This window comes from Geothrix oryzae (genome assembly GCF_030295385.1).
Classification (GTDB): domain Bacteria; phylum Acidobacteriota; class Holophagae; order Holophagales; family Holophagaceae; genus Geothrix; species Geothrix oryzae.
Genome location: NZ_AP027079.1, coordinates 2,031,338 through 2,054,918, shown reverse-complemented (window position 1 = coordinate 2,054,918; position 23,581 = coordinate 2,031,338). Strand labels below are relative to the sequence as shown.

The 23,581-nt window shown below is 69.8% G+C and carries 22 protein-coding genes; 15 read left to right on the top strand and 7 right to left on the bottom strand.

Features of this window, described 5'->3' with window-relative positions; translation table 11 throughout:
- The first annotated feature begins 44 nt into the window (after window positions 1–44).
- Together ilvC and QUD34_RS09495 are read left to right on the top strand one after the other, a co-directional pair.
- Window positions 45–1,061 carry a ketol-acid reductoisomerase gene (ilvC, locus tag QUD34_RS09500; RefSeq protein ID WP_286353460.1) on the top strand — a complete coding sequence of 339 codons (1,017 nt, stop codon included), beginning with the start codon at window positions 45–47 and terminating at the stop codon, window positions 1,059–1,061.
- A 200-nt stretch (window positions 1,062–1,261) separates the two neighbouring features.
- A complete protein-coding gene (locus QUD34_RS09495; RefSeq protein WP_286353459.1) occupies window positions 1,262–2,989 on the top strand; it encodes an NAD(P)H-dependent flavin oxidoreductase in 1,728 nt (575 codons plus the stop codon).
- 11 nt (window positions 2,990–3,000) lie between these two features.
- On the opposite strand, the gene QUD34_RS09490 is transcribed toward QUD34_RS09495, so the two are convergent.
- Window positions 3,001–3,825: a class I SAM-dependent methyltransferase gene (locus QUD34_RS09490; protein ID WP_286353458.1), complete on the bottom strand. Its 825-nt coding sequence runs from the start codon at window positions 3,823–3,825 to the stop codon at window positions 3,001–3,003.
- Between the two features lie 196 nt (window positions 3,826–4,021).
- Here QUD34_RS09490 and QUD34_RS09485 point away from each other — a divergent pair, with 196 nt between their 5' ends.
- The gene (locus QUD34_RS09485) at window positions 4,022–4,735 is read left to right on the top strand and encodes a hypothetical protein (protein WP_286353457.1); all 714 of its coding nucleotides are present in this window, start codon (window positions 4,022–4,024) and stop codon (window positions 4,733–4,735) included.
- 7 nt (window positions 4,736–4,742) lie between these two features.
- Here the strand turns inward: QUD34_RS09485 and QUD34_RS09480 are convergent, their stop codons facing one another.
- From QUD34_RS09480 to QUD34_RS09465, 4 genes are read right to left on the bottom strand one after another with little or no spacing between them, the layout of a single operon-like run.
- A complete protein-coding gene (locus tag QUD34_RS09480; RefSeq protein WP_286353456.1) occupies window positions 4,743–5,726 on the bottom strand; it encodes a hypothetical protein in 984 nt (327 codons plus the stop codon).
- Between the two features lie 60 nt (window positions 5,727–5,786).
- Window positions 5,787–7,151, bottom strand: a complete 1,365-nt coding sequence (gene radA / locus QUD34_RS09475) for a DNA repair protein RadA (RefSeq protein ID WP_286353455.1) — start codon at window positions 7,149–7,151, stop codon at window positions 5,787–5,789.
- The gene (locus QUD34_RS09470) at window positions 7,151–7,549 is read right to left on the bottom strand and encodes a cobalamin B12-binding domain-containing protein (RefSeq protein WP_286353454.1); all 399 of its coding nucleotides are present in this window, start codon (window positions 7,547–7,549) and stop codon (window positions 7,151–7,153) included. The genes radA and QUD34_RS09470 overlap by 1 nt, the downstream gene beginning before the upstream one ends.
- Before the next feature lie 14 nt (window positions 7,550–7,563).
- A complete protein-coding gene (locus tag QUD34_RS09465) occupies window positions 7,564–8,019 on the bottom strand; it encodes a tRNA (cytidine(34)-2'-O)-methyltransferase (protein WP_286353453.1) in 456 nt (151 codons plus the stop codon).
- Between the two features lie 12 nt (window positions 8,020–8,031).
- Between QUD34_RS09465 and QUD34_RS09460 the strand changes: the two genes are divergently transcribed.
- The 9 genes from QUD34_RS09460 to mraY all read left to right on the top strand — a co-directional run bounded on the left by QUD34_RS09460 (window position 8,032) and on the right by mraY (window position 17,613).
- Window positions 8,032–8,391, top strand: coding sequence for a histidine triad nucleotide-binding protein (locus tag QUD34_RS09460; RefSeq protein WP_286353452.1), 360 nt, complete (start codon window positions 8,032–8,034; stop codon window positions 8,389–8,391).
- Between the two features lie 203 nt (window positions 8,392–8,594).
- On the top strand, window positions 8,595–9,080 hold the full coding sequence (locus tag QUD34_RS09455; protein ID WP_286353451.1) for a division/cell wall cluster transcriptional repressor MraZ: 486 nt from the start codon (window positions 8,595–8,597) through the stop codon (window positions 9,078–9,080).
- Between the two features lie 2 nt (window positions 9,081–9,082).
- Window positions 9,083–10,045 (top strand): 16S rRNA (cytosine(1402)-N(4))-methyltransferase RsmH, encoded by a 963-nt coding sequence (gene rsmH / locus QUD34_RS09450; protein ID WP_286353450.1) that lies wholly within the window; start codon window positions 9,083–9,085, stop codon window positions 10,043–10,045.
- 11 nt (window positions 10,046–10,056) lie between these two features.
- Entirely contained in the window at window positions 10,057–10,425 is a 369-nt protein-coding gene (locus QUD34_RS09445; RefSeq protein ID WP_286353449.1) for a hypothetical protein, read from the top strand.
- A 60-nt stretch (window positions 10,426–10,485) separates the two neighbouring features.
- Window positions 10,486–12,627, top strand: a complete 2,142-nt coding sequence (locus QUD34_RS09440) for a penicillin-binding transpeptidase domain-containing protein (RefSeq protein ID WP_286353448.1) — start codon at window positions 10,486–10,488, stop codon at window positions 12,625–12,627.
- Complete coding sequence (locus QUD34_RS09435) at window positions 12,624–14,081, top strand: UDP-N-acetylmuramoyl-L-alanyl-D-glutamate--2,6-diaminopimelate ligase (protein ID WP_286353447.1); 1,458 nt, start codon at window positions 12,624–12,626, stop codon at window positions 14,079–14,081. Before QUD34_RS09440 ends, QUD34_RS09435 begins: the two co-directional genes overlap by 4 nt.
- Window positions 14,078–15,064, top strand: coding sequence for an L-threonylcarbamoyladenylate synthase (locus QUD34_RS09430; protein ID WP_286353446.1), 987 nt, complete (start codon window positions 14,078–14,080; stop codon window positions 15,062–15,064). The genes QUD34_RS09435 and QUD34_RS09430 overlap by 4 nt, the downstream gene beginning before the upstream one ends.
- Window positions 15,065–15,134: 70 nt before the next feature.
- On the top strand, window positions 15,135–16,514 hold the full coding sequence (locus QUD34_RS09425; protein WP_286353445.1) for a UDP-N-acetylmuramoyl-tripeptide--D-alanyl-D-alanine ligase: 1,380 nt from the start codon (window positions 15,135–15,137) through the stop codon (window positions 16,512–16,514).
- A 10-nt stretch (window positions 16,515–16,524) separates the two neighbouring features.
- Window positions 16,525–17,613: a phospho-N-acetylmuramoyl-pentapeptide-transferase gene (gene mraY, locus QUD34_RS09420; protein ID WP_286353444.1), complete on the top strand. Its 1,089-nt coding sequence runs from the start codon at window positions 16,525–16,527 to the stop codon at window positions 17,611–17,613.
- On the opposite strand, the gene QUD34_RS09415 is transcribed toward mraY, so the two are convergent.
- Complete coding sequence (locus tag QUD34_RS09415) at window positions 17,591–18,358, bottom strand: EAL domain-containing protein (protein WP_286353443.1); 768 nt, start codon at window positions 18,356–18,358, stop codon at window positions 17,591–17,593. The genes mraY and QUD34_RS09415 overlap by 23 nt on opposite strands.
- 78 nt (window positions 18,359–18,436) lie before the next feature.
- Here QUD34_RS09415 and murD point away from each other — a divergent pair, with 78 nt between their 5' ends.
- From murD to QUD34_RS09400, 3 genes are read left to right on the top strand one after another with little or no spacing between them, the layout of a single operon-like run.
- Window positions 18,437–19,762: a UDP-N-acetylmuramoyl-L-alanine--D-glutamate ligase gene (gene murD / locus QUD34_RS09410; RefSeq protein ID WP_286353442.1), complete on the top strand. Its 1,326-nt coding sequence runs from the start codon at window positions 18,437–18,439 to the stop codon at window positions 19,760–19,762.
- 8 nt (window positions 19,763–19,770) lie between these two features.
- Window positions 19,771–21,189, top strand: a complete 1,419-nt coding sequence (locus QUD34_RS09405) for an FAD-binding oxidoreductase (protein ID WP_286353441.1) — start codon at window positions 19,771–19,773, stop codon at window positions 21,187–21,189.
- Window positions 21,190–21,213: 24 nt separating this feature from the next.
- Window positions 21,214–21,735 (top strand): hypothetical protein, encoded by a 522-nt coding sequence (locus QUD34_RS09400; RefSeq protein WP_286353440.1) that lies wholly within the window; start codon window positions 21,214–21,216, stop codon window positions 21,733–21,735.
- Window positions 21,736–21,807: 72 nt separating this feature from the next.
- On the opposite strand, the gene QUD34_RS09395 is transcribed toward QUD34_RS09400, so the two are convergent.
- Entirely contained in the window at window positions 21,808–23,580 is a 1,773-nt protein-coding gene (locus tag QUD34_RS09395) for a cytochrome c biogenesis protein (RefSeq protein ID WP_286353439.1), read from the bottom strand.
- Window position 23,581: the final 1 nt, after the last annotated feature.

Here is a 23,581-nt window from a genome sequence, read left to right as displayed (position 1 = left end):
TCCAGACCACCCAACTCCAGACGACCCAACCAAAGGAGCCCCCCATGGCCAAGATCCACTACGACGCCGACCTCGGCCTCATCCGCGCCCGCAAGGTCGCCATCCTGGGCTTCGGCTCCCAGGGTCACGCCCACGCCCTCAACCTCAAGGACAGCGGCGTCCATGTCCGCGTGGGGTTGCCGGTCGCCTCCGCCTCGCGGGCCAAGGCCGAAGCCCAGGGCCTCACGGTCACCACCCCCGCCGAAGCCGCAGCCTGGGCGGATGTGATCATGGTCCTCACCCCCGACACGGGGCAGGGCGCCCTCTACCAGGAAGCCATCGCGCCCCACCTGACGCCCGGCAAGACGCTGATGTTCGCCCACGGCTTCAACATTCGCTACGGCTGCATCCAGCCGCCCGCAGGGGTGGATGTCAGCCTGGTGGCCCCCAAGAGCCCCGGCCACCGGGTGCGCGAGGTCTTCGTGGAAGGCGGGGGCACGCCGGCCCTGGTGGCCGTCCACCAGGACGCCAGCGGGCAGGCCCTGGCCCTGGCGCTGTCCTATGCGGCGGCCCTTGGCCTCACTCGGGCAGGCGTCCTGGAGACAACCTTTGCGGAAGAAACTGAAACGGATCTCTTCGGTGAGAAGGCGGTGCTGTGCGGGGGGGCGAGCGCCCTCGTGAAGGCGGGTTTCGAGACCCTGGTGGAAGCCGGCTATCAGCCCGAGATTGCCTATTTCGAGTGTCTGCATGAATTGAAGCTCATCGTGGACTTGATGTATCGGGGCGGCCTCAGCTTCATGCGCTACAGCATCAGCGACACGGCGGAATACGGCGACTACACCGGAGGGCCCCGGCTGGTGACCGAGCAGACCAAGGCCGAGATGAAGGAGATCCTGAAGGAGATCCAGGACGGCCGCTACGCCGCCGCTTGGATCGAGGAGAACCGCACGGGGCGCCGGTGGTTCGAGGCCCAGCGGGCCGCGGATCATGACCACCCCATCGAACAGGTGGGCCGGAACCTGCGCCGCATGATGCCCTTCCTGGATCCCGTGGAGACGCCCGCGCCGGCGGCCCGGCCGTAGGGTTTCGCCGCATCGCGGAAGATCAACCGAAGGTTCTTTTGGGTCACTGTTTTTTACCTTCGGGGCCAGCGGCTTGCACGGCTTCAGGAGGTCCGACCCGGGATGGCCTGACCTGGGGTCAAAACCTTGAACGCCGTCACAGGGTTTTGGCCCCAGAATGCTTGTTGCGGTAAGCCATTTCCGCGATCCCGGAGCCCGTAATGGCCGAATCCTTCTTCAAGACGGCGACGCTGCCCACCCTCCAGGGTTGGCAGGCGCCGGGTTCCCTCGACTTCCAGGCCGCCTTCCTGCGGGCCGGAGGCTGGGCGCTGCCCCGCACGGAGGCCTTCCCCGATGCGGCCAAGCTCCGGGAGCGGCTGCACGAACTCAAGGCCTCCATGCGCGAGGGCGCCAAGATCGGTCTGGACCTCCGGGGCCTGCGGGACAGCGCCGACAGCGTGATGGCCGCCGCCCGCGAGGCCGGCGTGGCCTTCCTACTGCACACGGCGGAGCTGCCGCCCTCGCTGGCCATGCTGAAGCACGCGAACATGCCCCGCCTGGTGGCCGTGCAGAGCCCCGAAGAAGGCGCCCAGGCCAAGGCCGGGGGCGCTTCCGCCCTGCTCGCCCGGGCCTGCGATGTGGCGGCCCTGCGGTTCCTGGGGCTCCCCGTGATGGCGGTGGCCGATACGGAGGCCGAGGCCAAGCAGGCCATGGCCGATGGCGCCATCGGCCTCCAGCCGCGCACGCCTTCGCTGCTGGACGCTTCGCCCCTGGCGGCCTTCCGCACCCGGCTCATGGCCGGCCTGGATTCCATGGCCCAGGCGCTCGTCCGCAAGGGCGCCTGCACCCTGCCGCGCCTGCGCATCCGCAACCTGGACCTGGCCTATCCCATCCAGCAGGGCGGCATGGGCGTGGGCATCTCCTGGGAGGGCCTGGCGGGCGCCGTGGCCCGTGAGGGCTGCGTGGGCCTGGTCTCGGCCATCGGCACGGGCTACCACGGCTCGGCCAACCCCACCATGCGCCTGGGCCGCCCCGACGGTTCCGATTCGCTGAACCCGCCCAAGGCGCTGGAATGGATCATCCGCGCCGCCCGGGAACGCTCCGAAGGCCGGGGCGCCGTGGGCGTGAACATCCTCTGCGCCATCGAAGGCTACGAGTCCGCCGTGCGGGCTTCCATCGCCGGCGGCGCCCAGATGATCGTGTCCGGCGCAGGCCTGCCCCTGGCCCTGCCGGGCTATGTGGGCGACGCGGATGTGGCCCTGGTGCCCATCGTGTCCTCGGGCCGGGCGCTCCAGGTGATCTGCAAGCAGTGGCAGCGGAAGTACAACCGCCTGCCGGACGCCGTGGTGCTGGAAGGCCCCGAAAGCGGCGGCCACCAGGGCTTCAGCCACGACGGCTGCCTGGACCCGGCCCACACTCTGGAGAACATCCTGCCCGAGGTCATCGAGGAGCGGGACAAGTGGGGCGACTTCCCCATCCTGGTGGCGGGCGGCGTGTGGGATCACGCGGACATCCAGCGCTTCCTTGCCCTGGGCGCGGACGGCGTGCAGATGGGTACCCGCTTCATCGGCACCTTCGAGTGCGACGCCTCGCCGATCTTCAAGGAGGTCATCCTCCGCGCCAAGGCCGAGGATATCGGCCTCATGAAGTCCCCGGTGGGCCTGCCCGCCCGGGGCGTGCGGACCTCCCTGCAGCGGCGCATCGAGGCCGGCACGGCGCCCCAGATCCGCTGCGTGAGCAATTGCCTGTCGCCCTGCGGCCACGGCAAGGGCGCCGCCGCCGTGGGCTACTGCATCGCCGACCGCCTGGCCGACGCCATGCGCGGCGACGAGGAGAGCGGCCTCTTCTTCACCGGCAGCAACGGCGCCAAGCTCCGCGAGCTGGTGAGCGTCCGCGACCTCATCGAAGAGCTGACGCAGGATCCAGGCCTGCAGCGGGTCTACGTCTAAGGGCCCAAAGCCTAGCTCCGCCGTTCGGCCACGATCTCCAGCACCATGGGCGTGATCATGAGGGTGTGGGGATCGGCCGCCGCTTGGCGCAGGGCCTCGCGCACCGCGAGGGTCCAGGTCTCGTCTACCCGGCCGAGCTCCAGCAATCGCTGGAGGTTGGTCTCCACGAACGCCGAGGGCCACTTCCAGATGAAGTCGCTGGGCGGGATGACGAAGACCTTCGGCTCGAGGCGCTTCACGGCGAGGCCCGCGTCCTCGAGCAGGCTGGGCAGGGTCAGGGCCACATCCGGCTCGCCGCCGGAGGCCCGCCAGCTGGCCATGACCTCCGACACGAAGGACTCGAGGGGCGGGCAGGGCGGGGCCAGGCGCCAGGTGCGGTAGTCCAGATATTCATGGAAGATGGCCACGCCGCCGGGCCTCAGGGCCCGGGCCACGGTGGCCGCCAGCTTCGCCGGGTCGGATACGAAGGAGGCCACCCAGCGGCACCAGGCGGCATCCATGCCCTGCACATTCAGCGGCCCGGCCATGAGGTCCTGCTCGTGGACGCGGACCTGGCCCAGCCCGCGGGCCGCGCAGATCTCCCGGGCGTGCTGCACGAAATTGCCGGAGCGCTCCACGGCGTGGACTTCGCCCGTCGGTCCGACGATCTCCGCCAGGTCCACCGTGGCGTAGCCGGGGCCCGCGCCCACATCGAGGACCTTCGAACCGGTGGTGATCCCGGCGCGGCGCCAGCCTTCCAGGACATGTGGCCGCCAGACCCGGTGCTGGAGTCCCAGCCGCTCGATCTCCTCCCGGTGGGTCCCGAGGACATAGTCGCGCTCACCCGATCCGGTCATCCGCCGCCTCCATGCCTGTCGTGACGCCAGTCTAGCGGGGAGGGAAACCGAGACCGCCTGAGGTGGCCTCCATGATTGATTGTGTGTGCAGTAATATTGTCGATTATTGACAATTGATCTTGCGTCTCATAAGCCTAATGTAGAGACATCGCTCCAGCACAGACTTGGACCTTGGATCCCACTCCGGAGGACGGGCATGGCTCTCGACTCGCGTTCAATCGCGCTCACCCCCCACCATCGTCTCTATACCGTCGGGGCCTGGGCCGTGGCGGCCATCGTGCTCCTGGGCTTCGCGAAGACCTACTATCTCAAAGCGGTCTTCGGTACGCCCACCCTGTCCCCCCTGCTGCACCTGCACGGGCTGGTGATGAGCCTCTGGTTCGGGCTGTTCCTGGTCCAGGTGCGGCTGGTGGCCAATCGTCGGCTGGACCTGCATCGGCAGCTCGGCCTGCTCGGCGCGTTCCTCGCTGCTGCGGTGCTGGTGCTCGGCACGGTCACGGCCATCACCGCGGCGCGCCTGGGGCGATCTCCCGGGCCGCCCCCGCTGATCTTCCTGGTGGTGCCCCTGGGGGACATGGTGGTCTTTGGGAGCCTGGTGGGTGCGGGGCTCGGGCTCCGGGCCCGGGGGGATTTCCACAAGCGGCTCATGCTGCTCTCCTGCGTGGGCATCCTTGCGGCGGCCATTGCACGCATCCCGCTTGACGCCATCGCCAAAGCCGGGCCCTTGGCCTACTTCGGCCTGACGGATCTGGCGGTGATCGGCTGCGCGGCCTACGACCGGCTGCGCACCGGCCGCCTGCACCCGGCCTTCCTCTGGGGCGGGCTCTTCGTCATCCTGTCGCATTGGCTGCGCCTGGCCCTGGCCGGTACCGGGGCCTGGATGACCTTCGCCACCTGGCTGACGCGCTAGCCTCCGCTCAGCTGGCGTTGGGATGCCGTTCCAGCAGCTGCCGCAGGGCCGCGTTGCGCTTCACGGCATCCTGGCGGCGGAGGTGGGCGATGAGCGGGGGCGGCGCGGCGCTCCAGCGGGCGATGTTCTGGATGAGCAGGGTGGAGACATAGGTGCGGCGGCAGAGGAGGGCCGTCGTGTGACCGTCGATGGTGAGGCCCACCAGGCTCGCGAGGCAGCGGCCCTCCGTGGTGAGGATGAGCTCGGCTCGCTCCTCGCCCGTGCGCTGGTTGAAGCTCGCGCGCAGCAGCTCCCGGGCCATGGCGCGGACCTGTTCGGGCGAATCGCGGGAGGTCGCCACGAGGTACTGCTCCAGCAGCCGCCGGGGGGACCAGAGACGCCGGTAGAGGCCGATCGGCAGCAGGGGATTCTGCAGTAGCGCCCGGCGCACGCCGCCATCATTCGTGAAGGCGGTGCGTCCGCCCAGGGCCTCCAGGCCCGCTGCCGTGCGGTGGTGGGCCGCGATGAGGCGTGCGTGGAGGCCGCCCACCTGGGGATTGTCCAGCACGGCACGGACGACTTCGGCGGTGGGGTCGAAGCAGTAGGCGCTCAGCTCGGGCTCCGCCGCCCCCCGCGCCAGGGCGACCCGTTCCTCCACGGACCGGGCGTGCAGCCGCTGCTCGAAGAGGGCCCGGTGGGTGGCGGCCCGGGCCTTGGCGTGTGGTGCGTCCTCCCCGGCTTCTGCGTCCTCCGGGCCGGAGTCCATCGGCGCGGGGGACGGCGCCGATGGGGAGGCCGCCGCTGGGCCCGGGGGCCTGGCCGGGGTCACGGCACCCAGGGCCACCAGGGTCTCCAGCATCCCAGCCACCTGATGCCGCTCCAGGTTCATGAGGTGCGCGAGGGTCGGGACATCCAGAGTCCCGTCCAGCCGCGACAGCAGGTAGCCCTGGAGCGGGTCGAGGGGCAGGGCGAGGGGATCCACGCCGGGCCGGGGAGCGGGCTTCCAGGTCATGGGTCGAGCATAGGTCGGATGGGGGGCAGAGCCACCTGGGGATTTCCAGCGGCCTGCCCGCTACTCCTCCACGATGCCCTTCAGCCAGGCCTTGCCCCGCAGGCGCTCCACGCTGGTTTCGGGGAAGAGGTCGAGGGGGCTCTTGCCCTCCAGGCCCAGGCGGGGCACGGCGGCGCAGCTGAAGCCCAGGCGCGCGCCCTCCTGCAGGCGCAGGGGAAGCTGGGCCACCGGGCGGACTTCTCCGGTCAGACCGACCTCGCCCATGAAGAGGCATTTCTCGGCCAGGAGGCGGCCGCCGGCGCTGCTGCAGAGGGCGGCGATGACGGCGAGGTCCGCGGCCGGGTCCTCGATCTCCAGGCCGCCGGCCACATTCACATAGATGTCCCGGTCGTGGAGCTGTACGCCGCCCCGGCGTTCGGCCACGGCGCAGAGCATGGCCAGCCGCTGGCCATCGATGCCCAGGGCCGTGCGGCGGGGGATGCCCAGGCCCGCGGCGGCCACGAGGGCCTGGATCTCCACCACCATGGGCCGGGTGCCGCTGAGCACCACCGTGGCGGCGCAGCCGGGCCGGGGCTCGGCGTCCAGGAAGAAGGGATTGCCCTCGGCGGCCACCAGGCCTTTCTCCGTCATGGCGAACACGCCCAGCTCGAAGGCCGCGCCGAAGCGGTTCTTGAGGGCCCGCAGCAGGCGGTGGTGGTGGTGCCGGTCGCCTTCGAAGGCCAGAACCGTGTCCACCAGGTGTTCCAGCACCTTGGGTCCGGCGAGGCTGCCGTCCTTGGTGACATGGCCCACCAGCACCAGGGGCGTACCCGTGGTCTTGGCCCAGCGGGTGAGCATGGCCGCGCAGCCGCGCACCTGGCTCACGCTGCCGGCGCTGCTCTCGAAGTCGGGATCGAAGAGGGTCTGGATGCTGTCCACCAGGAGCAGATCCGGCTTCATGCGCTCGGCTTCCTCGAGGATGCGGCGGACATCCGTTTCGGCCAGCAGGTGGATGCCCGGGTTCTCCGCGCCGAGACGCTGGGCCCGCAGCTTGATCTGGCGCTCGCTTTCCTCGCCGCTGGCGTAGAGGACCGTGCCTTCCGTCGTGGCCGCCCACTGCAGCAGCAGGGTGGACTTGCCGATGCCCGGCTCACCGCCCAGCAGGGCCACCATGCCCGGCACCACGCCGCCGCCCAGCACGCGATCCAGCTCCGCGATGCCGGTGGGGCTGCGCTGGGCGTCCGTCACCTCCACATCGGGAAGGGCGATGGGGCCCGCATAATGGCTCTGCGCGTAGGCGGACCCGGCCCGCTGGAGGTCGCGCTTCAGGGCGCCGCGGATCTCCTGGACGGTGTCCCAGGCGCCGCAGCCCGTGCACTTGCCCAGAGCCTTGGGATGGCGGGCGCCGCAGGCCGTGCACTCGAAGAGGGGGCTGGTCTTCGCCATCAGTTCGGGATCTCGCGCCGGATGAAGGCCACGATGTCGTCGGTGTTCGTGCCGGGCTGGAAGATCTCGCGGATGCCCTGGGCCTTGAGGGCGGGGATGTCCTCGTCGGGGATGATGCCGCCGGCGAAGACCAGCACATCGTCCGCGCCCTGCTCCCTCAGCAGGCGCAGCACCTCGGGGAAGATCTGGTTGTGGGCGCCGCTGAGGATGCTCATGCCGAGCACGCGGGCATCCTCCTGCACCACGGCGGCGGCGATCTGCTGCGGCGTCTGTCGCAGGCCGGTGTAGATCACCTCCATGCCCGCATCCCGCAGGGCGCGCGCCACCACCTTGGCGCCGCGGTCATGCCCGTCGAGGCCGGGCTTGGCGATGACGACGCGGATCGGCGCTGGGTTCATGGGGGCTCCGGAGATTACCAACCCTCAGTCTGCCGCAGGGCTTCGTAAAGGCCAATGGCCGCGGCTTGGGCCAGGTTCAAGCTGCGGTGGTGGTCGCCCAGCATCGGGATCCGCAGCAGCGAGTCCTTGTGGGCCGCGAGCAGGTCCTCGGGCAGCCCCACGGTCTCCTGGCCGAAGACGAGCCCGTCGCCATAGGCCCAGGGCACCTGGGTGTGCCGGCGGGCGCCCTTGGTGGTGAAGAACCACAGGCGCTTGGCGGGGTTCCGGGCCAGGAAGTCATTCCAGTCGGCGTAGTGGGTGGGATCCAGCTTCTCCCAGTAGTCCAGGCCCGCCCGGCGCAGGTAGTAGTCGCTGGTGTCGAAGCCCAGCGGGTGGATCAGGTGCAGCTTCACGCCGTTGTTCACGCAGAGGCGGCCGATGCTTCCGGTATTCTGCGGAATCTCGGGCTGATGCAAGATGATGTGGAACATGGGAGGTCCCGGATGAGCGCCCCTGCGAGCGAGTGCCTGTTCTGCAAGATCGTGCGGAAGGAGATCCCCGCCGCCCTGGTGTATGAAGACGATGAGCTGCTCGCCTTCAAGGACATCTTCCCCCAGGCGCCCGTCCATCTGCTCATCATTCCGAAGGCGCATTGCGAAGGGCTGGGCGACCTGACCCCCGAGGTGGCCGCCCTGTCGGGCCGGATCCTCCAGCTCTCCGCGCAGCTGGCGAGGGACCACGGCGTCATGACCGGCGGGTGGCGCCTGCTGAGCAATTGCGGCCCCGATGCGGGCCAGACCGTCTTCCACCTTCACTTCCACCTGCTGGGGGGAAAGCCCCTCGGCGGGAAGCTCTGCCAGTAGCCAGTCGTCGAAAATCCTTTCATTTAGCGAAAAAGGCACGCGTTTGCGTGTCTTTTTCGTTTTTATTTCCGCTTGTTGCAATCCCGGGTCTTTCTAGACTTTGAGGTGGCTCTCAGTGGAGAAAAGTGGTCTGAAGTGGATCAAAGTGGTCTCGCTTCGCATCCATCGGCCTCTCCTGGGTAGCTGGTTGAAAGGCGATACCGGTGCTGCGACTTCGCGGAAACTCACCGGCCACGGTGGATGAGAAGGGCCGTCTGAAGCTCCCCTCCTCCTTCAAGGCCGAGCTGGAAACCTTCGCTCAGGGCGAAGGGGGCCGGGGTCTGCGCGAGGGCGTTTCCGCCCTGCGGCACTACCTGACTTCGCTGGACGGCCGCTCCGCCCGCCTCTATCCCCTGCCGGTCTGGGAGGCCATCGAGGCGCGGCTGGCCGCCCTGCCGTCCACCAGCCCCGCCAAGCGCAAGTTCCTCGAGACCACCGCCTACTTCGGCAGCGAAGTGGAGCCGGATGCCCAGGGCCGTTTCGTCATCCCGCCCATCCTGCGCGAGGCCGCCCAGCTCACGGGCGAGGTGGCCGTGCTGGGACAGATGGACCACCTGGCCCTGTGGAACAAGGCCGGCTTCGAGCGGCGCCTCGCGGCCGAACCCCTCGGTGCCGACGACCTGGCGCAGCTCGCGGACCTGGGGATCTGATGATGACCATTCAGCCCCCCACCCATGTCCCCGTCCTCCTCCAGGAGGTGCTGGACAACCTCGTGCTGCCTCCGGGGGCGCGGGTCCTCGACCTGACCCTGGGCCTGGGCGGCCACGCCGAAGCCCTGCTGGGCCGGTGCGACAAGGCCGCCAGCTACCTGGGCGTGGACCGCGATCCCGAGGCCCGCTATCTGGCCCGCCGCCGCCTGGGCGACGATGGCCGCCTGGAGATCCTGGCGGGGAACTACGAGGACATCTGGACCGATCCCCAGTTCCTGGCCTGGACCGGAACCCATGCCCCGGGCGGCTTCGACGCCATCCTGGCGGACCTGGGCGTCTCCACCCTGCAGCTCCGCACCCCGGAGCGGGGCTTCAGCTTCCGGGACGAAGGCCCCCTCGACATGCGCATGGACACCAATTCCGGCCCCACTGCCCTGGAATGGATCGCGGAGCAGACCGACGAAAGTCTGGCCGACGCGATCTACCAGTTTGGCGAAGAGCGTGCCAGCCGGCCCATCGCCCGCGCCATCCTCCGGGCGCATGGCGAAGGCCGGCTGGCCACCACGCGGGACCTGGCCCAGGCCGTCTACACCGTGATCCCGCGCGAACCCGCCAAGCGGAAGGGCCAGAGCGATCCCGCCACCCGGACCTTCCAGGCCATCCGCATCGCCGTGAACGGCGAGCTGGACCGGCTGGCCGCGGCGCTGGAGGCGGCGGTCTCCCACCTGCGGCCCGGCGGCCGCCTGGCGGTCATCAGCTTCCACAGCCTGGAGGACCGCATCGTCAAGCAGACCCTGCGGCGTCTCGCGGGCACCTACGACGGGCCCGGCCGCGTGGCCCCGGCACCGCTTCCCAAGATCCTCAAGCTCATTCATCCCGGTGGCATCGCTCCCAGCGAGGCCGAAGCCGCCGCCAATCCCCCCTCCCGGTCCGCCCGCCTGCGCGTGGCGGAACGGCTCCCCTGACCGAGGTACCCATGGCCGCCGGAACTCTGCCGAGCCCCGCCGCTCCCGTCCGCATGGTCGAGAGCGAAGGCATCCTGCGCATGCTGCTGCTGGTGCTGGCCCTGGCCATGCCCCTCGGCACCCTCGCCTACCTGAAGATCCAGAGCACGCGCCTGAGCTACGCCATGGGCGACCTGAAGGAGCGCATCCGCAAGGAGGAGGAGTTCCAGCGCAAGCTCATGCTGGAGCGCAGCCGCTATCAGCGCGATGAGGAAGTCCAGGTCTATGCCCAGAAGGCCGGGCTCCAGCCCCGCAAGCAGGGCCATCTGATACGCCGGGCCTTCACGCCCGAGGACCAGCGCCTCGCCAAGCTCCGTCCCGTGTCGTCCGAAGGGCTGTAGCCTATAGGCTGTGGGGCGCTGCGGCCCCGCGTCACCGCTCCATCCAGCCCCGGCCCTCCCGTGTCCCTCCGCTTCGCCACTGAACCCCGTGCCTCCCGGCGCCTGCTGGGCCGGCAGGATCCCCAGGATCTGCTGGGCCGGCGCATGCCCTGGATCATGGGGGGCATGGCCTTCTGGGCCCTCTGCATCCTCCTCCGGCTCTTCTGGCTGCAGGGGGTGGAGCACAAGCGCTACCACGCCAAGGCCGAGCAGCAGCACACCACGGTGGTGCCCATTCCGCCCATCCGCGGGGAGCTGCGGGACCGCCGGGGGGAGCCGCTGGCCATCTCCATCAAAGTCGAGAGCCTCTTCGCCGATCCCCGCGTGTTCTACCCGGACTACAAGCCGGCGAAGGGGGAGGAGCGGCACTGGGGCGAGCCTGACCGCCGGGCCGCGTCGGAGGTGGCGGCCAAGCTGGCCCCCATCCTGGAGCAGACCCGGGGGCAGGTACTGGAGAAGCTCCTGCGCAAGAAGACCTTCGTCTACCTCGAGCGGCACCTGCCGCCCATCAAGACCGCCGCCGTGCGGGCCCTGAACCTCGACGGAATCGAGTTCCAGCCCGAGAGCCGCCGCTTCTATCCGCGCGGCAGCCTGGCGGCGCAGATCATCGGCTTTACGAACATCGACGGTCTGGGCCAGCTGGGCATCGAGCAGACCTACGACAAGCAGCTGGCGGGCCTGAAGGGCGAGCTCATCGCCCCCCGCGACGCCCACGGCAAGCTGCTCATCCTCCAGGAAAACTACAGCCAGGTGCCCGTGAACGGGGCCTCGCTCCAGCTCAGCCTCGACGCCTCCATCCAGCACATCGTGGAGGACGCGCTGGAGGAAGGGGTTCGCCTCTCCCGTCCCCGCACGGCCTACGCCGTGGTGGTGGACCCCCAGACCGGTGAGATCCTGGCCATGGCCGGCACGCCCACTTTCGACCCGAATCACATCCTGCCGAAGAAATTCCTCAACCGTGGCGAGGCCGAGCTATCGGCCGGCGAGCGCGAAGAGCTGCGCCGGGAGCTGGAGCGCCAGAAGGCGGCCCGCAAGGTGCATCCCGTGGAGGATGTCTACGAGCCTGGCTCCACCATGAAGATCTTCACCGCCGCCATCGCCCTGGAGGAGCGCAAGGTCCACCTGGGGGAACGCATCGATTGCCTGGCCGGCCGCTGGCTGTACAGCCCGAAGGTCCCGCCCATCACGGATACGCACCGCCACGGCGTGCTCACCTTCGAGGAAGTCCTCTGGCAGAGCTCCAACATTGGCGCCGCTAAGATGGGCATCCGGCTGGATCCCGCGGTGCACTACCAGTACCTCCGCAAATTCGGCTTCGGGGATGCGACCGGTCTGAACTTCCCCGGCGAGAGCCCGGGCCGCATGATCGCCCCCGACCGCTGGAGCGTGCCCACCCAGTACACCTTCTCCTACGGCTACGGCCTCAGCACCACCCCGTTGCAGATCCTCATGGCCGGCTGCGCCCTGGCCAACGGCGGCAAGCTCATGCAGCCGATCCTGGTGCAGCGCATCTACAACGACAAGGGCCTCCTGCTGAAGGAGTTCAAGCCCACCGTGCGCGGGCAGGTGCTGAGCGAGGAGACCGCGAACCTGATGAAGGAGACGCTCAAGGGCGTCCTCACCCAGGGCACGGGCAAGCGGGCCCGGCTCGACAACGGCGTGGAGGCCTTCGGCAAGACCGGCACCAGCCGCAAGCTCATCGACGGGAAGTACGATCCCAAGCGCCACTTCGCCTCCTTCATGGGCTTCTTCCCGGCGGACAAGCCTCAGTACGGCGTGCTGGTCATGCTCGACGATCCCGCGGGCGACACCACCGGCGGCGATGTGGCCGCGCCCCTCTTCAAGCGGATCGGCGACGGCATCCTCCGCTTCCGGCAGACCACCCCCGACCTGGACCGCGAAGCGGACCTGAAGCTGTCCCTGCGCGACTGGCCCGTGAGCGAGACGGACGAGGCCGCCGTCCATGTGGAGCGGGGCCGCGTGCCCGACCTCAAGGGGCTGAGCCTCAAGGCCGCCATCCATCGCGTGGTGCTGGTGGGCGGCACCCCCCGCGTGGAGTCGTCGGCGGGAACCACCGCGATGCGGGTGCTGAGCCAGAGTCCCGAGCCCGGCGCCCCGCTGGAGCCCGGGACGGTGGTGAAGATCAAGGCGGGGATGCCATGAAGCTGGATGCGCTCATCGATGGAATCGCCCTGCGGCGCTCCGGCCCGGAGGTCGAGGTGGTGGACCTCACCAGCGACAGCCGGGAGGTACTTGCCGGCTGGGCATTCGTGGCCCTGCAGGGCGAGCAGGTCGACGGCGCGGCATTCGTGCCCCAGGCCCTCGCGCAAGGCGCCAGCGCCGTCTTTTCTGCTTCGGGCGTGAATACGCCAGAAACCACGGCCAACTGCACCTTCCTGGGGGATCCCCGCCTTCAAATGGCCGACCTGGCCCGCCGCCTGCACGGCCTGCCGGATGAGCAGCTGGCCCTCATCGGCGTCACCGGCACCAACGGCAAGACCACCACCACCACTTTGATCCGCCAGCTTCTGCGTGGCGCGGGGGTCGGCTGCGGGCTCGTGGGGACCGTCCTGAATGCCGCGGGAGACCGGGAGGAGGAGGCTGTCCGCACCACGCCGGAAAGCCCCGCCTTCTACCGCTGGCTGCACCGCAGCGTGGAGGCCGGCGACCGGGCCTCGGCAGTCGAAGTGAGCAGCCACGCCCTCTGCCTGGGCCGGGTCCACGGCGCGCACTTCAAGGTAGGCGTCTTCACGAACCTGACGCAGGATCACCTGGACTACCACGGCACCCTGGAGGCCTATTTCGAGGCGAAGTATCGCCTCGTGGCGCAGAGCGGGCGCTTTCTCGTGAACGCCGACGACGCCTGGGGCCGCGGCCTGCTGGAGCGGGAGGGCCATGTGAGCTACGCCGTGGACCGCCCCGCCTGCTACCGGGCCCATGGTCTGGAGCTGGGCCCCACGGGGACCCGCTTCACCCTCCATTCGGCCAAGGGAAGCTGGGAAGTCCACAGCCCCCTGCTGGGCCGCTTCAATGTCTACAACCTGCTGGCGGCCCTGGCCGCCTGCGCCGAGGCCGGCTTCGACCTGGATGGGCTGGTGCCGGCCGTGCCCAAGGTGACCGGTGCCCCGGGCCGCCTGGAGCGGGTGGACTGCGGCCAGCCCTTTGGCGTGATGGTGGATTACGCCCACACGCCGGACGCCCTGGAGAAGCTGCTCTCCGAGGGCCGGCGCCTGCTGCCGCCCGGGGGCCGCCTGCATGTGCTCTTCGGCTGCGGTGGCGACCGTGATCGGGCCAAGCGCCCCCTCATGGCGGCGGCCGTGGCGGCCGGTGCCGATGTGCTCTGGCACACCAGCGACAACCCCCGCAGCGAGGAGCCGGAGCGCATCCTGGACGATGCCGCCCCCGGGATTCCCGAAGCCATCCGCGCCGATGGCGCCCGGTACCACCGCCACGCCGATCGCCGCGAATCCGTGCGCCGGGCCCTGGCGGACTGTCGGCCCGGCGACCTGCTGCTGCTGGCGGGGAAGGGCCACGAACCCTACCAGGAGATCTGCGGCGTGAAATACCCCTACAGCGACCGCAGCGCCGTGGAAGCCGCGCTCGGGGGGCCGAAGTGACGCGGCTGCTCCAGGTCACGGGTCCGGACGATCCCGCGATCCGCGAGGCGGCCATGATCCTCGCCTCCGGCAGGCTCGTGGCCTTCCCCACGGAGACCGTCTATGGCCTGGGTGCGGACGGGCTCAATCCCGAGGCCGTGGCGCGCATCTACGCCGCGAAGGGCCGCCCCGCCACGAATCCCGTCATCCTGCATGTGGCCGATGCCGACGCGGCCCGGGCGCTGGTGTCCCGGTGGCCCGCCGAAGCCCAGGTCCTGGTCGAGCGGTTCTGGCCGGGTCCGCTGACCCTGGTGCTGCCGGCCTCGGAGGCTGTGCCCGCCATCGTGCGTGCGGGAGGTCCTTCGGTGGCGCTGCGCTGCCCGGCCCACCCGGTGGCGCTGGCCCTGATCCGAGCCGCGGGCCGGCCGCTGGCGGCGCCCAGCGCCAACCGCAGCCAGCACCTCTCGCCCACCCGCGCCGAGCATGTGGCTTCCAGCCTGGGTGAGGCGGTGGACCTCATCCTCGATGGCGGCCCGACGGAGGCCGGTCTCGAGTCCACCATCCTCGACCTCAGCGGCGAGACCCCCCGCATCCTGCGACCCGGGCCCATCCAACCCGCCGAACTGGCCGCCCTCATCGGCCCCGTGGACCTGTGGGAGGGCGCCGTGAAGGCCGGGACCCGCCAAGCCGCGCCCGGCATGGCCGAACGCCATTACGCGCCCCGGGCCCGGCTGGAGCTGGTGGCGCCAGGATCGGGCCTGGCGGCCGCTTCCGGGCGCGTGGCCTATGTGGCCCTGGGCGCCCTGCCGCACCTGCCTGGCGGGGTTCGCGGCATCCTCCTTCCGTTGGATGCGGAGGCCGTGGGGACGCGGCTGTACGCCCTCCTGCACGAGCTGGATGATGCGGGATTCGACTGCATCCTCATGGAACGGCCGCCGGAAACGGAGGCATGGCTGGCGGTGCGGGACCGGCTCCGCCGCGCTTCCGCGAAGGAGCGGCCATGAGCACGAAGCAGGAGCGGAGTGCCACTTTGGCGCAGCCGAAGCCCGAAGCGTGCGGCATAGGAGGTGCCGCATGAGCCTCTGGTCCCTGTTCCAGGTGGCCTCCCAAGTGGGAGGGGAGATCCTCGGCGACGGCACGGTGACGCCCTCGTTCCTGTCCATGGATACCCGGACGATCCAGCCCGGTGCCTGCTTCGTCGCCTTGCGGGCGGAGCGGGATGGCCATGCGTTCTGTGCCCAGGCGGTCGAGGGGGGCGCTGCGGCCCTGCTGGTGGATCACCCTCTGGACAGCGGGTGTCCACAACTCGTGGTGCCCGATACCCTGGCGGCCCTCCAGCGCTGGGGCCAGGCGCGGCTGGCGGCCGTGCGACCCCGGGCCGTGTTTGGCGTGACCGGCAGCGTCGGCAAGACCAGCACCAAGGAACTGCTGGCCGCGGCCCTGGGCGGCTGGAAGACGCCGGGCAACCGCAACAACACCCTGGGTCTGCCCGAAGCCCTGGCCACCCTGCCGGAGGGGCTGGGCGCCGCGGTGCTGGAGATGGGCATGAGCACGCCCGGCGAGATCCGCCGCCTGACGGAGATCGCCCCGCTGGATTTCGGGCTCATCACCCTGGTCGGCACGGCCCACATCGAGAACTTCGCCAAGGGCCGGCAAGGCATCGCGGAGGCCAAGGGTGAGCTGGTGGCGGGCCTGGCACCGGGAGGCGCCTGGGCCTACCTGGCGGCGGACGAGTGGTGCCGCTGGATCGCCGGGCAGCCCTGGGCCCGCCATGCCGAGGCCCTCCCCGTGGGCGAGGGGCAGGCCTATGGCTGGGAAGGGGTCGAATCCCTGGGCGCCGCCGGCGAGGCCTTCCGCCTGCGGACGCCCGCGGGCGAACTCCCGGTGCGAATCCAGCTGCCGGGGGAGCATCAGGTCCGGAACGCCGCCCTTGCCGCCGCCATCGCCCTCCGGGCCGGATTTGATCCGGAACGCGTCGCGGGGGGCCTGGGAGCCGTCCTGCCCGAGCCCGGCCGGGGGCGCCTCGTCCCGCTGGCGGGGGGCGGCTGCATCCTGGACGAGAGCTACAACGCCAGCTTCGATTCCATCCTCGCCTGCACCATGGCCCTCCTGCAGCTGCCGGGCGGCGAGGCCCTGGCCGTGCTGGGCTCCATGCGAGAGCTGGGCCCCGAGGCGCCGCGCATCCACCGCGAGACCGGCGCGGCCCTGAAGGCCCAGGGCCTTTCCCGCCTCTGGGCCTATGGCGACTTCGCGGCGGCCTACGCCGAGGGCTTCGGGTCCGGGGCCCGGGCCTTCCCGGATTTCGAGGCTTTGCGCGACGAGGCCGGGGGACTCTCCGCAATCCCGCCGGGAGCCCGTATCCTGGTGAAGGGAAGCCGATTCTGGCGGGCCGAGCGCGCCGTGGAATTCCTTCTGCAGTCGTCTCCCCCCAGTCCCCAGTCCTCAGGCTCTTGAACGGATCCCCATGCTTCCCTGGCTGCTCTACCCCTTCCGCGACCTGGTCCCGGGCTTTTCCGTCTTCCGCTATGTGACCTTCCGCACGGCCATGGCCGCGGCCACGGCCATGGTGTTGAGCCTGCTGCTGGGTCCCTGGGTCATCCGCACCCTGACGGCCCTGAAGATGGGCCAGCACATCCGCGATGTCGGACCCGAGCACCACCAGAAGAAGGCGGGTACGCCCACCATGGGCGGCATCCTCATCCTGCTGGTGATCACCGTATCCACGCTGCTCTGGTGCGACCTCAAGAACGGCGCCATCTGGGTGGCCCTCATGGCCTTGCTGGGCTTCGGCACCGTGGGCGCCTTCGACGACGCCCAGAAGCTGCTCAAGAAGCAGAACCTGGGCCTCAGCAGCTGGCAGAAGATGGCCCTGCTCACCGGCATCTCGCTGGTGGTGGCGTGGCTCATCCTGCATTTCGGCCTGCGGGGATCGACCACCAGCCAGCTGTCCGTGCCCTTCTTCAAGAATTTCCGGCCGGATGTGGGCGTCTTCCTGATCCCCTGGATCTGGCTGGTGATGGTGGGCACGAGCAACGCCGTGAACCTCACGGACGGCCTGGACGGCCTGGCCACGGGCGGCACGCTCATCGTGTCGCTCACCTACGCGATCCTGGCCTATGTGGTGGGCCATGTGAAGATCGCCGCCTACCTGGTGGTGCCCCATGTGCCCGGCGGCGCCGAACTGTCCGTGTTCATGGGGGCCATGGCGGGGGCCTGCCTGGGCTTCCTCTGGTACAACGCCCATCCCGCGGAAGTCTTCATGGGCGACACGGGTTCGCTGGGCCTGGGCGGCGCGCTGGGCACCGTGGCCGTCATCATCAAGCAGGAGGTGCTGCTGGTGATCGCCGGCGGCCTTTTCGTGGTGGAGGCGGTGAGCGTCATCCTGCAGGTGGGCAGCTTCAAGCTGCGGGGCGGGAAGCGCATCTTCCGCATGGCGCCCTTCCACCATCACCTCGAGCTGGGCGGGCTGCAGGAAACGAAAGTGGTGATCCGGATGTGGATCACCGCCATCGTCTGCTCGATCCTGGCCCTCAGCTCTCTGAAGCTGCGATAGGCCCAGCGATCGGCCTGGGCCGGGTCGGCCAGGGCTGGCCCAGGATGAAGCCCTGTCCCCAGGGCACATCGGCATCCATGACGGATTCGAGTTCTTCGAGCGTCTCAATGCCCTCGGCGATGAAGCCGATGCACATGCGCTGGGCGAAGTGGGAGAGGGCGTTGAGCAGCGCGGCCTGGTAGGGGCGGCGGTGGACCTGCTCCACGAGGCTGCGGTCGGCCTTAATGAAATCCGGGGCCAGGCGGGCCATGTGGGTGAGGCTGGCGACGCCGGCCCCGAGGTCGTCCACCGCCAGGCGCAGGCCGGCATCGCGCAGCTTCTGGGCATAGCGCTGGAGCGCCGCCAGATCATGCACGCCCTGGGATTCGGTGAACTCCATCACCACGCGCTCCACGGGGAAGGGCAGGGCCTCCAGCCAGCGCGGGAGGCAGTCCCAGAACCCCGGGGCTTCCAGGCTCACCGGCTCGAGGTTCACGAAATGCAGGAAGTCGCCTTCGCTGTGGCGGGCGAGGGCGGCGAAGGTGGCATCGAGGAAGCGCAGGTCCAGGGCCAGACGGTCCGCCGGCGCCAGGCCCGGATCCTGGAGGATCGGGCCCACGGGGTGGGTCACGCCCGCCGCATCCAGGTGCCGGGCCAGGTACTCCTGGGCCATCATGCGGTTGTCCCGCAGCCGGTACATGGGCTGGACATGGGGCACGATGGCGCCCTCGCCGCTCAGCAGATGTTCCAGGATGCCCTTCTGCATGACCGCTCCATACAAGGGCCGGAACGGCAGTGTACCCCATGGGGGGCCGTCCCCCGCTACGCTGGAGCGGGAGGCTGCATGAGGACCGTGGTCATGGGGGCAGGACGCTCGGGCCTGGCGGCGGCCCGTTTCCTGGCGGCGGCCGGGCGGCCGGTGGTGGTCACGGACAGCCGTTCCGGGCCCAGCCCCGATCTGGAACTCGCCCTGGCGAAGGCGGGCGTTCCCGGCGTCTGGGGGAGCCATCCCGAAGCCCTGCTGGAGGGTTGCGGCGAGCTCGTCATCAGCCCCGGCATTCCCCGCAGCGCGCCCTTCGTGGCCGAGGCCCTGGCCCGGGGCATCCCCGTGATCGGGGAGGTGGAACTGGCCCATCGCGTCCTCCGCGCCCGGAATGACGGGAGCCTCGTGCTGGCCGTGACGGGCACCAACGGCAAGAGCACCACCACGGATCTGGTGGCGCACCTGCTGAGGACCGCGGGGTCGCCCTCGGTGGCCTGCGGCAATCTGGGCACCCCCGTGATCGAAGCCGTCGCGGCCGGCGTTCCCGGCACGGCCTATGTGGTGGAGCTGAGCAGCTACCAGCTCGAGTCCCTGGCGGGGTTCCATGCGGAGGGCGCCGCCTTCCTCAACCTCACGCCCGACCACCTCGCCCGCCACGGCACCCTCGAGGCCTACCGCCAGGCCAAGCTGCGGATCTTCGAGCGGCAGGGCGCCGGGGATCTCCGCGTGGTGCCCGCCGCCCACCCCGAGTGGTGGGAGGACGCCCCGGGGATGGGACGCGCGGCCCGGTTCGGCTGGACGCCCTGCGAAGCCTGGTGCGATGGGGAAGGCCGCCTGAACCTTCACGGAGCGGGGCTCCTCCACCGCGACGAGCTGCGCCTTCCGGGCGCTCACAATGTGGAGAACGCCCTGGCCGCGGCGCTGCTGGCCCGGCACGGCGGCGCCAGCCTGGAGGCCATCCGCGAGGGCCTGCGGAGCTACCCCGGCCTGGCCCACCGCATCGCCTTCTGCGGCGAGAAGGGCGGCGTCCGCGCCTACAACGACTCCAAGGGCACCAATGTGGACGCCACGCTCACCGCCATCAAGGCGCTCCCGGGCCCCCTCGTGCTGCTGCTGGGCGGCACGGACAAGGGCGCCAGCTACGGGCCCCTCCGCACGGCGCTCGAGGGCAAGCTGCGGCGTCTCGTCTTCCTCGGCGAGGCCATCCCCCAGCTCACCCGCGATCTCGGCGATCTGCCCCACGAGGTGGTGCCGGCCTTCGACGACGCCGTCCATGCGGCCCTGACCCTGGCCCGGCCCGGCGACCAGGTGCTCCTCAGCCCGGCCTGCGCCAGCTTCGACCAGTTCGACAACTTCGAGCAGCGCGGTGAGCGGTTTGAGGCGCTGATCCGCGCGTGGCTCCAGTAGGAGAGCCCATGCACGATTCCGTCCGAACCGCTTCCGACCTGCGCGCCCTGCTGGGGGGCGACGCCGTCCTGACCGAGGCGGAGGATCTCGTCCGTTACGAGTCGGGTTGGCGGTACGGGAAGGGCAGGGCCCTGCTGGCGGCCCGCCCGGGGACCACGGGCGAGGTGTCGAAGCTCATGGCCTACTGCCAGGCGCACGGGATCCGGGTGATGCCCCAGGGGGCCAACACCGGGCTGGTGGGCGCTTCCAATCCCGACGCCAGCGGCCAGATGCTGGTGCTCAGCCTGGAGCGCCTGAACAAGCGCCTGGAGATCGATCCGGTCAACCGCACCGCCGTGGTGGATGGTGGGCTGCTGCTCAGCGCGCTGAATGGGGCCCTGTCCGCGCACGGCCTCATGTTCCCCATCGACCTCGGGGCGGATCCCACCATCGGCGGCATGATCGCCACCAACACCGGCGGCACCCGCCTCCTGAAGTACGGGGATGTGCGCCACAACCTGCAGGGCGTGGAAGTGGTGCTGGCGGATGGCACGGTGGTCGATGCGCTGAACCACCTGCGGAAGAACAACACGGGCCTGGACCTCAAGCAGCTCTTCGTGGGCACCAGCGGTGTCTACGGCGTGATCACCGGGGCGGTGCTGCAGGTGGTGCCCGTGCCCCGCCAGCAGGCGGTGGCCCTGGTGGGCTGCGTCTCGGGTGAGGCCGTGCTGGCCCTGATGCAGGTCCTGGAACGCGAGCTTGCGGATGTGTTCACGGCCTACGAAGTCATCAGTGCCAACGCGCTGATTCCAGTGTTTACGCACCACGACGACATCCGGAATCCCTACGGCACCGGCCGGCCCCCCGCCTACACAGCGCTGGTGGAGCTGTCGTCCACCCTGCCCGAGGAGGCCCTGAACCTGCCCGAGGTGCTGGAGGAGCGCCTGGGCGCGTTCCTGGAGGGCGATGCGGGCGAAGGGGTCACGGATGTGTTCATGGGCAGGCCCGAGGACTTCTGGGCCATCCGCCACCACATCAGCGAGAGCCTGCGCAGCGAAGGCAAAGTGCTGGCCTTCGACATCAGCGTGCCCCGCAGCCGCATGGCGGCTTTCACCGAGGCGGCGGTGGCCCTGCTGGCCAAGGATTATCCCTTCGTCCGGGCCTGCGACTTCGGCCACTGGGGCGATGGCGGCACGCACCTCAACCTGGTCTGGAAGGAAGCGGAGTCTTCGCGGCCGGCCGCGGTGCTCGTCGAGGAGCTGCAGGCCCGGATCTACGAACTGGCGGTGCGCGGCTTCGACGGCTCGTACAGCGCCGAACACGGCGTCGGGCCCCACAACCAGCGGTTCTATGACACCTATACGCCGGAGCCGGTGAAGGGCGTGAACCATGCGCTCAAGCAGCACCTCGATCCGGGGAACCTGCTGGGCACCACACGCCTGGCCTGAATGACCTACTGAAAGGAATGATCCATGGGCGGAAATAAATGGCTCTACCTGGCGCTCGCGGCGCCCCTGGTCGCCCAGGCGATCACGCCGGCGGCCGCCCCCAAGGCCGACGCCTTCGCGCCGGTGCGCTTCCTGGTGGGCCAGTGGAAGGGCGAGGGCGACGGCCAGCCAGGTCAGGCCGCCGGGGCCGCGACTTTCCGTTTCGAGCTGGAGGGGAAGGCCCTGGTCCGTCGCAGCCACGCGGACTACCCCGCCGCCAACGGACGCCCCGCCTCCCATCACGAGGATCTGATGACGATCTTCGCCGAAGGCGGGCAGCTGAAGGCCATCTACTTCGACAACGAGGGGCATGTCATCCGCTACGCCGGCGCTGCCGTGCCCGGGGGCGTGGCGTTCACCAGCGAACCGGCCCCCGGGCCCCGCTTCCGTCTGACCTACCTGCAGAAGCCCGATGCCGCCGTCACCGTGCGCTTCGAGATCGCCCCACCCCCGGCGCCGGACGCCTTCAAGACTTACCTCGAAGGGGTCACGCGCCAGGTGAAGTGACAGCCTCCAAGGGCGTTCCCGGCCGCAAAAAGGGCCCCCGGGATCAGGGGCCCTTTTGCAAGTTTGAAAAGCCTAGGTGTGGGCGCCGGGCTTGGTGATCCAGAACCGAGCGGGCGCGTAGCAGATGGCCATGAGGAGCAGCTGGCTGGCGATGAAGCCGGTCAGGGCCCAGAAGGCCTGATCCATGAAGCCGTAGGAGTGGAGGCCGACGCCGAGCATGTTCACGCCGAACCAGGAACAGGCGGTGATCACATTGCCGAAGATGGCCATGACCATGGTGCCCCGCTCGCGCACATAACCGGCCCAGCGCGCGTGGAGGATGATGGCGTTCCACAGCACGATGAGGAGGGCGCCGTTCTCCTTGGGATCCCAGCCCCAGAAGCGGCCCCAGGACTGGTCGGCCCAGATGCCGCCCAGCACGGTGCCGACGAAGCTGAAGAACAGGGCGAAGCAGATGATGCCGTAGGCCATGTCCACCAGGGCCTTGTCGGTCTCCGGATCCGCCTTGGCAGCGATGTGCTTGCGCAGTGCGTAGCCGATGGCGATGGCGCCCGCGAGGAAGGTGCCGGAATAGCCGATGGTGATGGTCACCACATGGGTGGCCAGCCAGAAGTTGGAGTCCAGCACGGCACGCATCATCTCCATGGTGTCGCCCTCGGTGCCGAGGTTCTGGGCCACGATCAGGGAGGCGAAGCCGGCCGCGGCGGCCACGGCGGTGCCGAAGCCCTTGCGGTACATCCGCTCGACGATGAGGCCGAGGATCACCGCGCCCCAGCCCACGAAGACGGCGGAGGAGTAGAGGTTGGTAACCGGGGGGCGGCCCTGCAGGATGATGCGGGCGGCCAGGCCCAGGGTGTGGACGATGGCGCCGGCGAACAGCAGGGCGTAGGCCGTGGGCTGAAGGAGCCCGGGCTTCCAGATCCAGGAGACGCACAGCACGAGGAAGGCCACGAAGTAGATGGAGAGGCCCACGAAGAAAGGCTGCGCGCGGTTGAAGAGGATCTCGTTCGAGGCGTGGCTGAGCGCGCCCGGCTTCAGGGTGGTGACCACGCCCTTCATCTCATCGAGGGCCTGATTGAAGCTGGCGGGATCGTTGGTGATGTAGGCGGCGTTCAGCTTGGCCAGGGGCACCAGGCCCGGGTGCATCGCGCCACCGGTGGAGGCGGCGCTGAGGGCCTGGCCGACGCTCTGCCAGGCATCGGGCCCCGCGCCCGCCGGGGGCGGCAGGATCCGGAACTGGGCGAGCTGGATCAGGTCCTGGTGGCGCAGGGTCGCGTCAGGCGTGCCGAGGGACTGGATCTCCCAGCCCAGGCCCGGGGAACCCGACAGTTGCAGCGTGTTGCGGAGCTTGTAATACAGGTAGACGCGGTCGAACAGGTTGACGATGGCGCTCTGGAAACGGGTGCGCTTCTGGGCGGCGATGGGTTGGGCCGCCATGGCCTGCTTCTGGACCTCCTCCAGGTGGGAGGAGAGGTCGGCGAAGCTGAAGTAGTTCCGGTTCTTGGTCTGCTTGGCGCCGATGAGGCCGATGACATCGGGATCGTCGATGACGAAGATGGCCTGCTGGTCCGCCACCTGGGGCCGGAACATCACATCGAGGATCCATTCGTCGGGGCCCACCATGCGGCCCTCGTGGCGGAACCCCTGGCGGCTGTGGATCACCAGCAGGGAGTTGCGGGCCACGGAGTCCAACGGCTTGACGCGACCGCCCTCGAGAATGGGCAGGGTGGCGAAGCCGTTGACATCGAACCCGCGGGCCTTGCCGCCGGGCAGGGCGAAGATGAGGGCGACGAGGAGGGCGAGGACGCCGGCCCCCCAGGCGAGGTATTTCTGAACGAAGGTCATG

Bases quoted from the DNA above. Each gene is read 5' to 3' on its own strand.
- QUD34_RS09480 (WP_286353456.1), bottom strand. From the start codon at position 5,726: ATGACCTGGAAGCCCGCTCCCCGGCCCGGCGTGGATCCCCTCGCCCTG.
- QUD34_RS09460 (WP_286353452.1), top strand. From the start codon at position 8,032: ATGAGCGCCCCTGCGAGCGAGTGCCTGTTCTGCAAGATCGTGCGGAAG.
- QUD34_RS09405 (WP_286353441.1), top strand. From the start codon at position 19,771: ATGCACGATTCCGTCCGAACCGCTTCCGACCTGCGCGCCCTGCTGGGG.
- QUD34_RS09495 (WP_286353459.1), top strand. From the start codon at position 1,262: ATGGCCGAATCCTTCTTCAAGACGGCGACGCTGCCCACCCTCCAGGGT.
- QUD34_RS09395 (WP_286353439.1), bottom strand. From the start codon at position 23,580: ATGACCTTCGTTCAGAAATACCTCGCCTGGGGGGCCGGCGTCCTCGCC.
- QUD34_RS09465 (WP_286353453.1), bottom strand. From the start codon at position 8,019: ATGTTCCACATCATCTTGCATCAGCCCGAGATTCCGCAGAATACCGGA.
- QUD34_RS09445 (WP_286353449.1), top strand. From the start codon at position 10,057: ATGGCCGCCGGAACTCTGCCGAGCCCCGCCGCTCCCGTCCGCATGGTC.
- radA (WP_286353455.1), bottom strand. From the start codon at position 7,151: ATGGCGAAGACCAGCCCCCTCTTCGAGTGCACGGCCTGCGGCGCCCGC.
- murD (WP_286353442.1), top strand. From the start codon at position 18,437: ATGAGGACCGTGGTCATGGGGGCAGGACGCTCGGGCCTGGCGGCGGCC.
- QUD34_RS09415 (WP_286353443.1), bottom strand. From the start codon at position 18,358: ATGCAGAAGGGCATCCTGGAACATCTGCTGAGCGGCGAGGGCGCCATC.
- QUD34_RS09435 (WP_286353447.1), top strand. From the start codon at position 12,624: ATGAAGCTGGATGCGCTCATCGATGGAATCGCCCTGCGGCGCTCCGGC.
- rsmH (WP_286353450.1), top strand. From the start codon at position 9,083: ATGACCATTCAGCCCCCCACCCATGTCCCCGTCCTCCTCCAGGAGGTG.
- QUD34_RS09470 (WP_286353454.1), bottom strand. From the start codon at position 7,549: ATGAACCCAGCGCCGATCCGCGTCGTCATCGCCAAGCCCGGCCTCGAC.
- QUD34_RS09485 (WP_286353457.1), top strand. From the start codon at position 4,022: ATGGCTCTCGACTCGCGTTCAATCGCGCTCACCCCCCACCATCGTCTC.
- QUD34_RS09490 (WP_286353458.1), bottom strand. From the start codon at position 3,825: ATGACCGGATCGGGTGAGCGCGACTATGTCCTCGGGACCCACCGGGAG.
- QUD34_RS09425 (WP_286353445.1), top strand. From the start codon at position 15,135: ATGAGCCTCTGGTCCCTGTTCCAGGTGGCCTCCCAAGTGGGAGGGGAG.
- mraY (WP_286353444.1), top strand. From the start codon at position 16,525: ATGCTTCCCTGGCTGCTCTACCCCTTCCGCGACCTGGTCCCGGGCTTT.
- QUD34_RS09400 (WP_286353440.1), top strand. From the start codon at position 21,214: ATGGGCGGAAATAAATGGCTCTACCTGGCGCTCGCGGCGCCCCTGGTC.
- ilvC (WP_286353460.1), top strand. From the start codon at position 45: ATGGCCAAGATCCACTACGACGCCGACCTCGGCCTCATCCGCGCCCGC.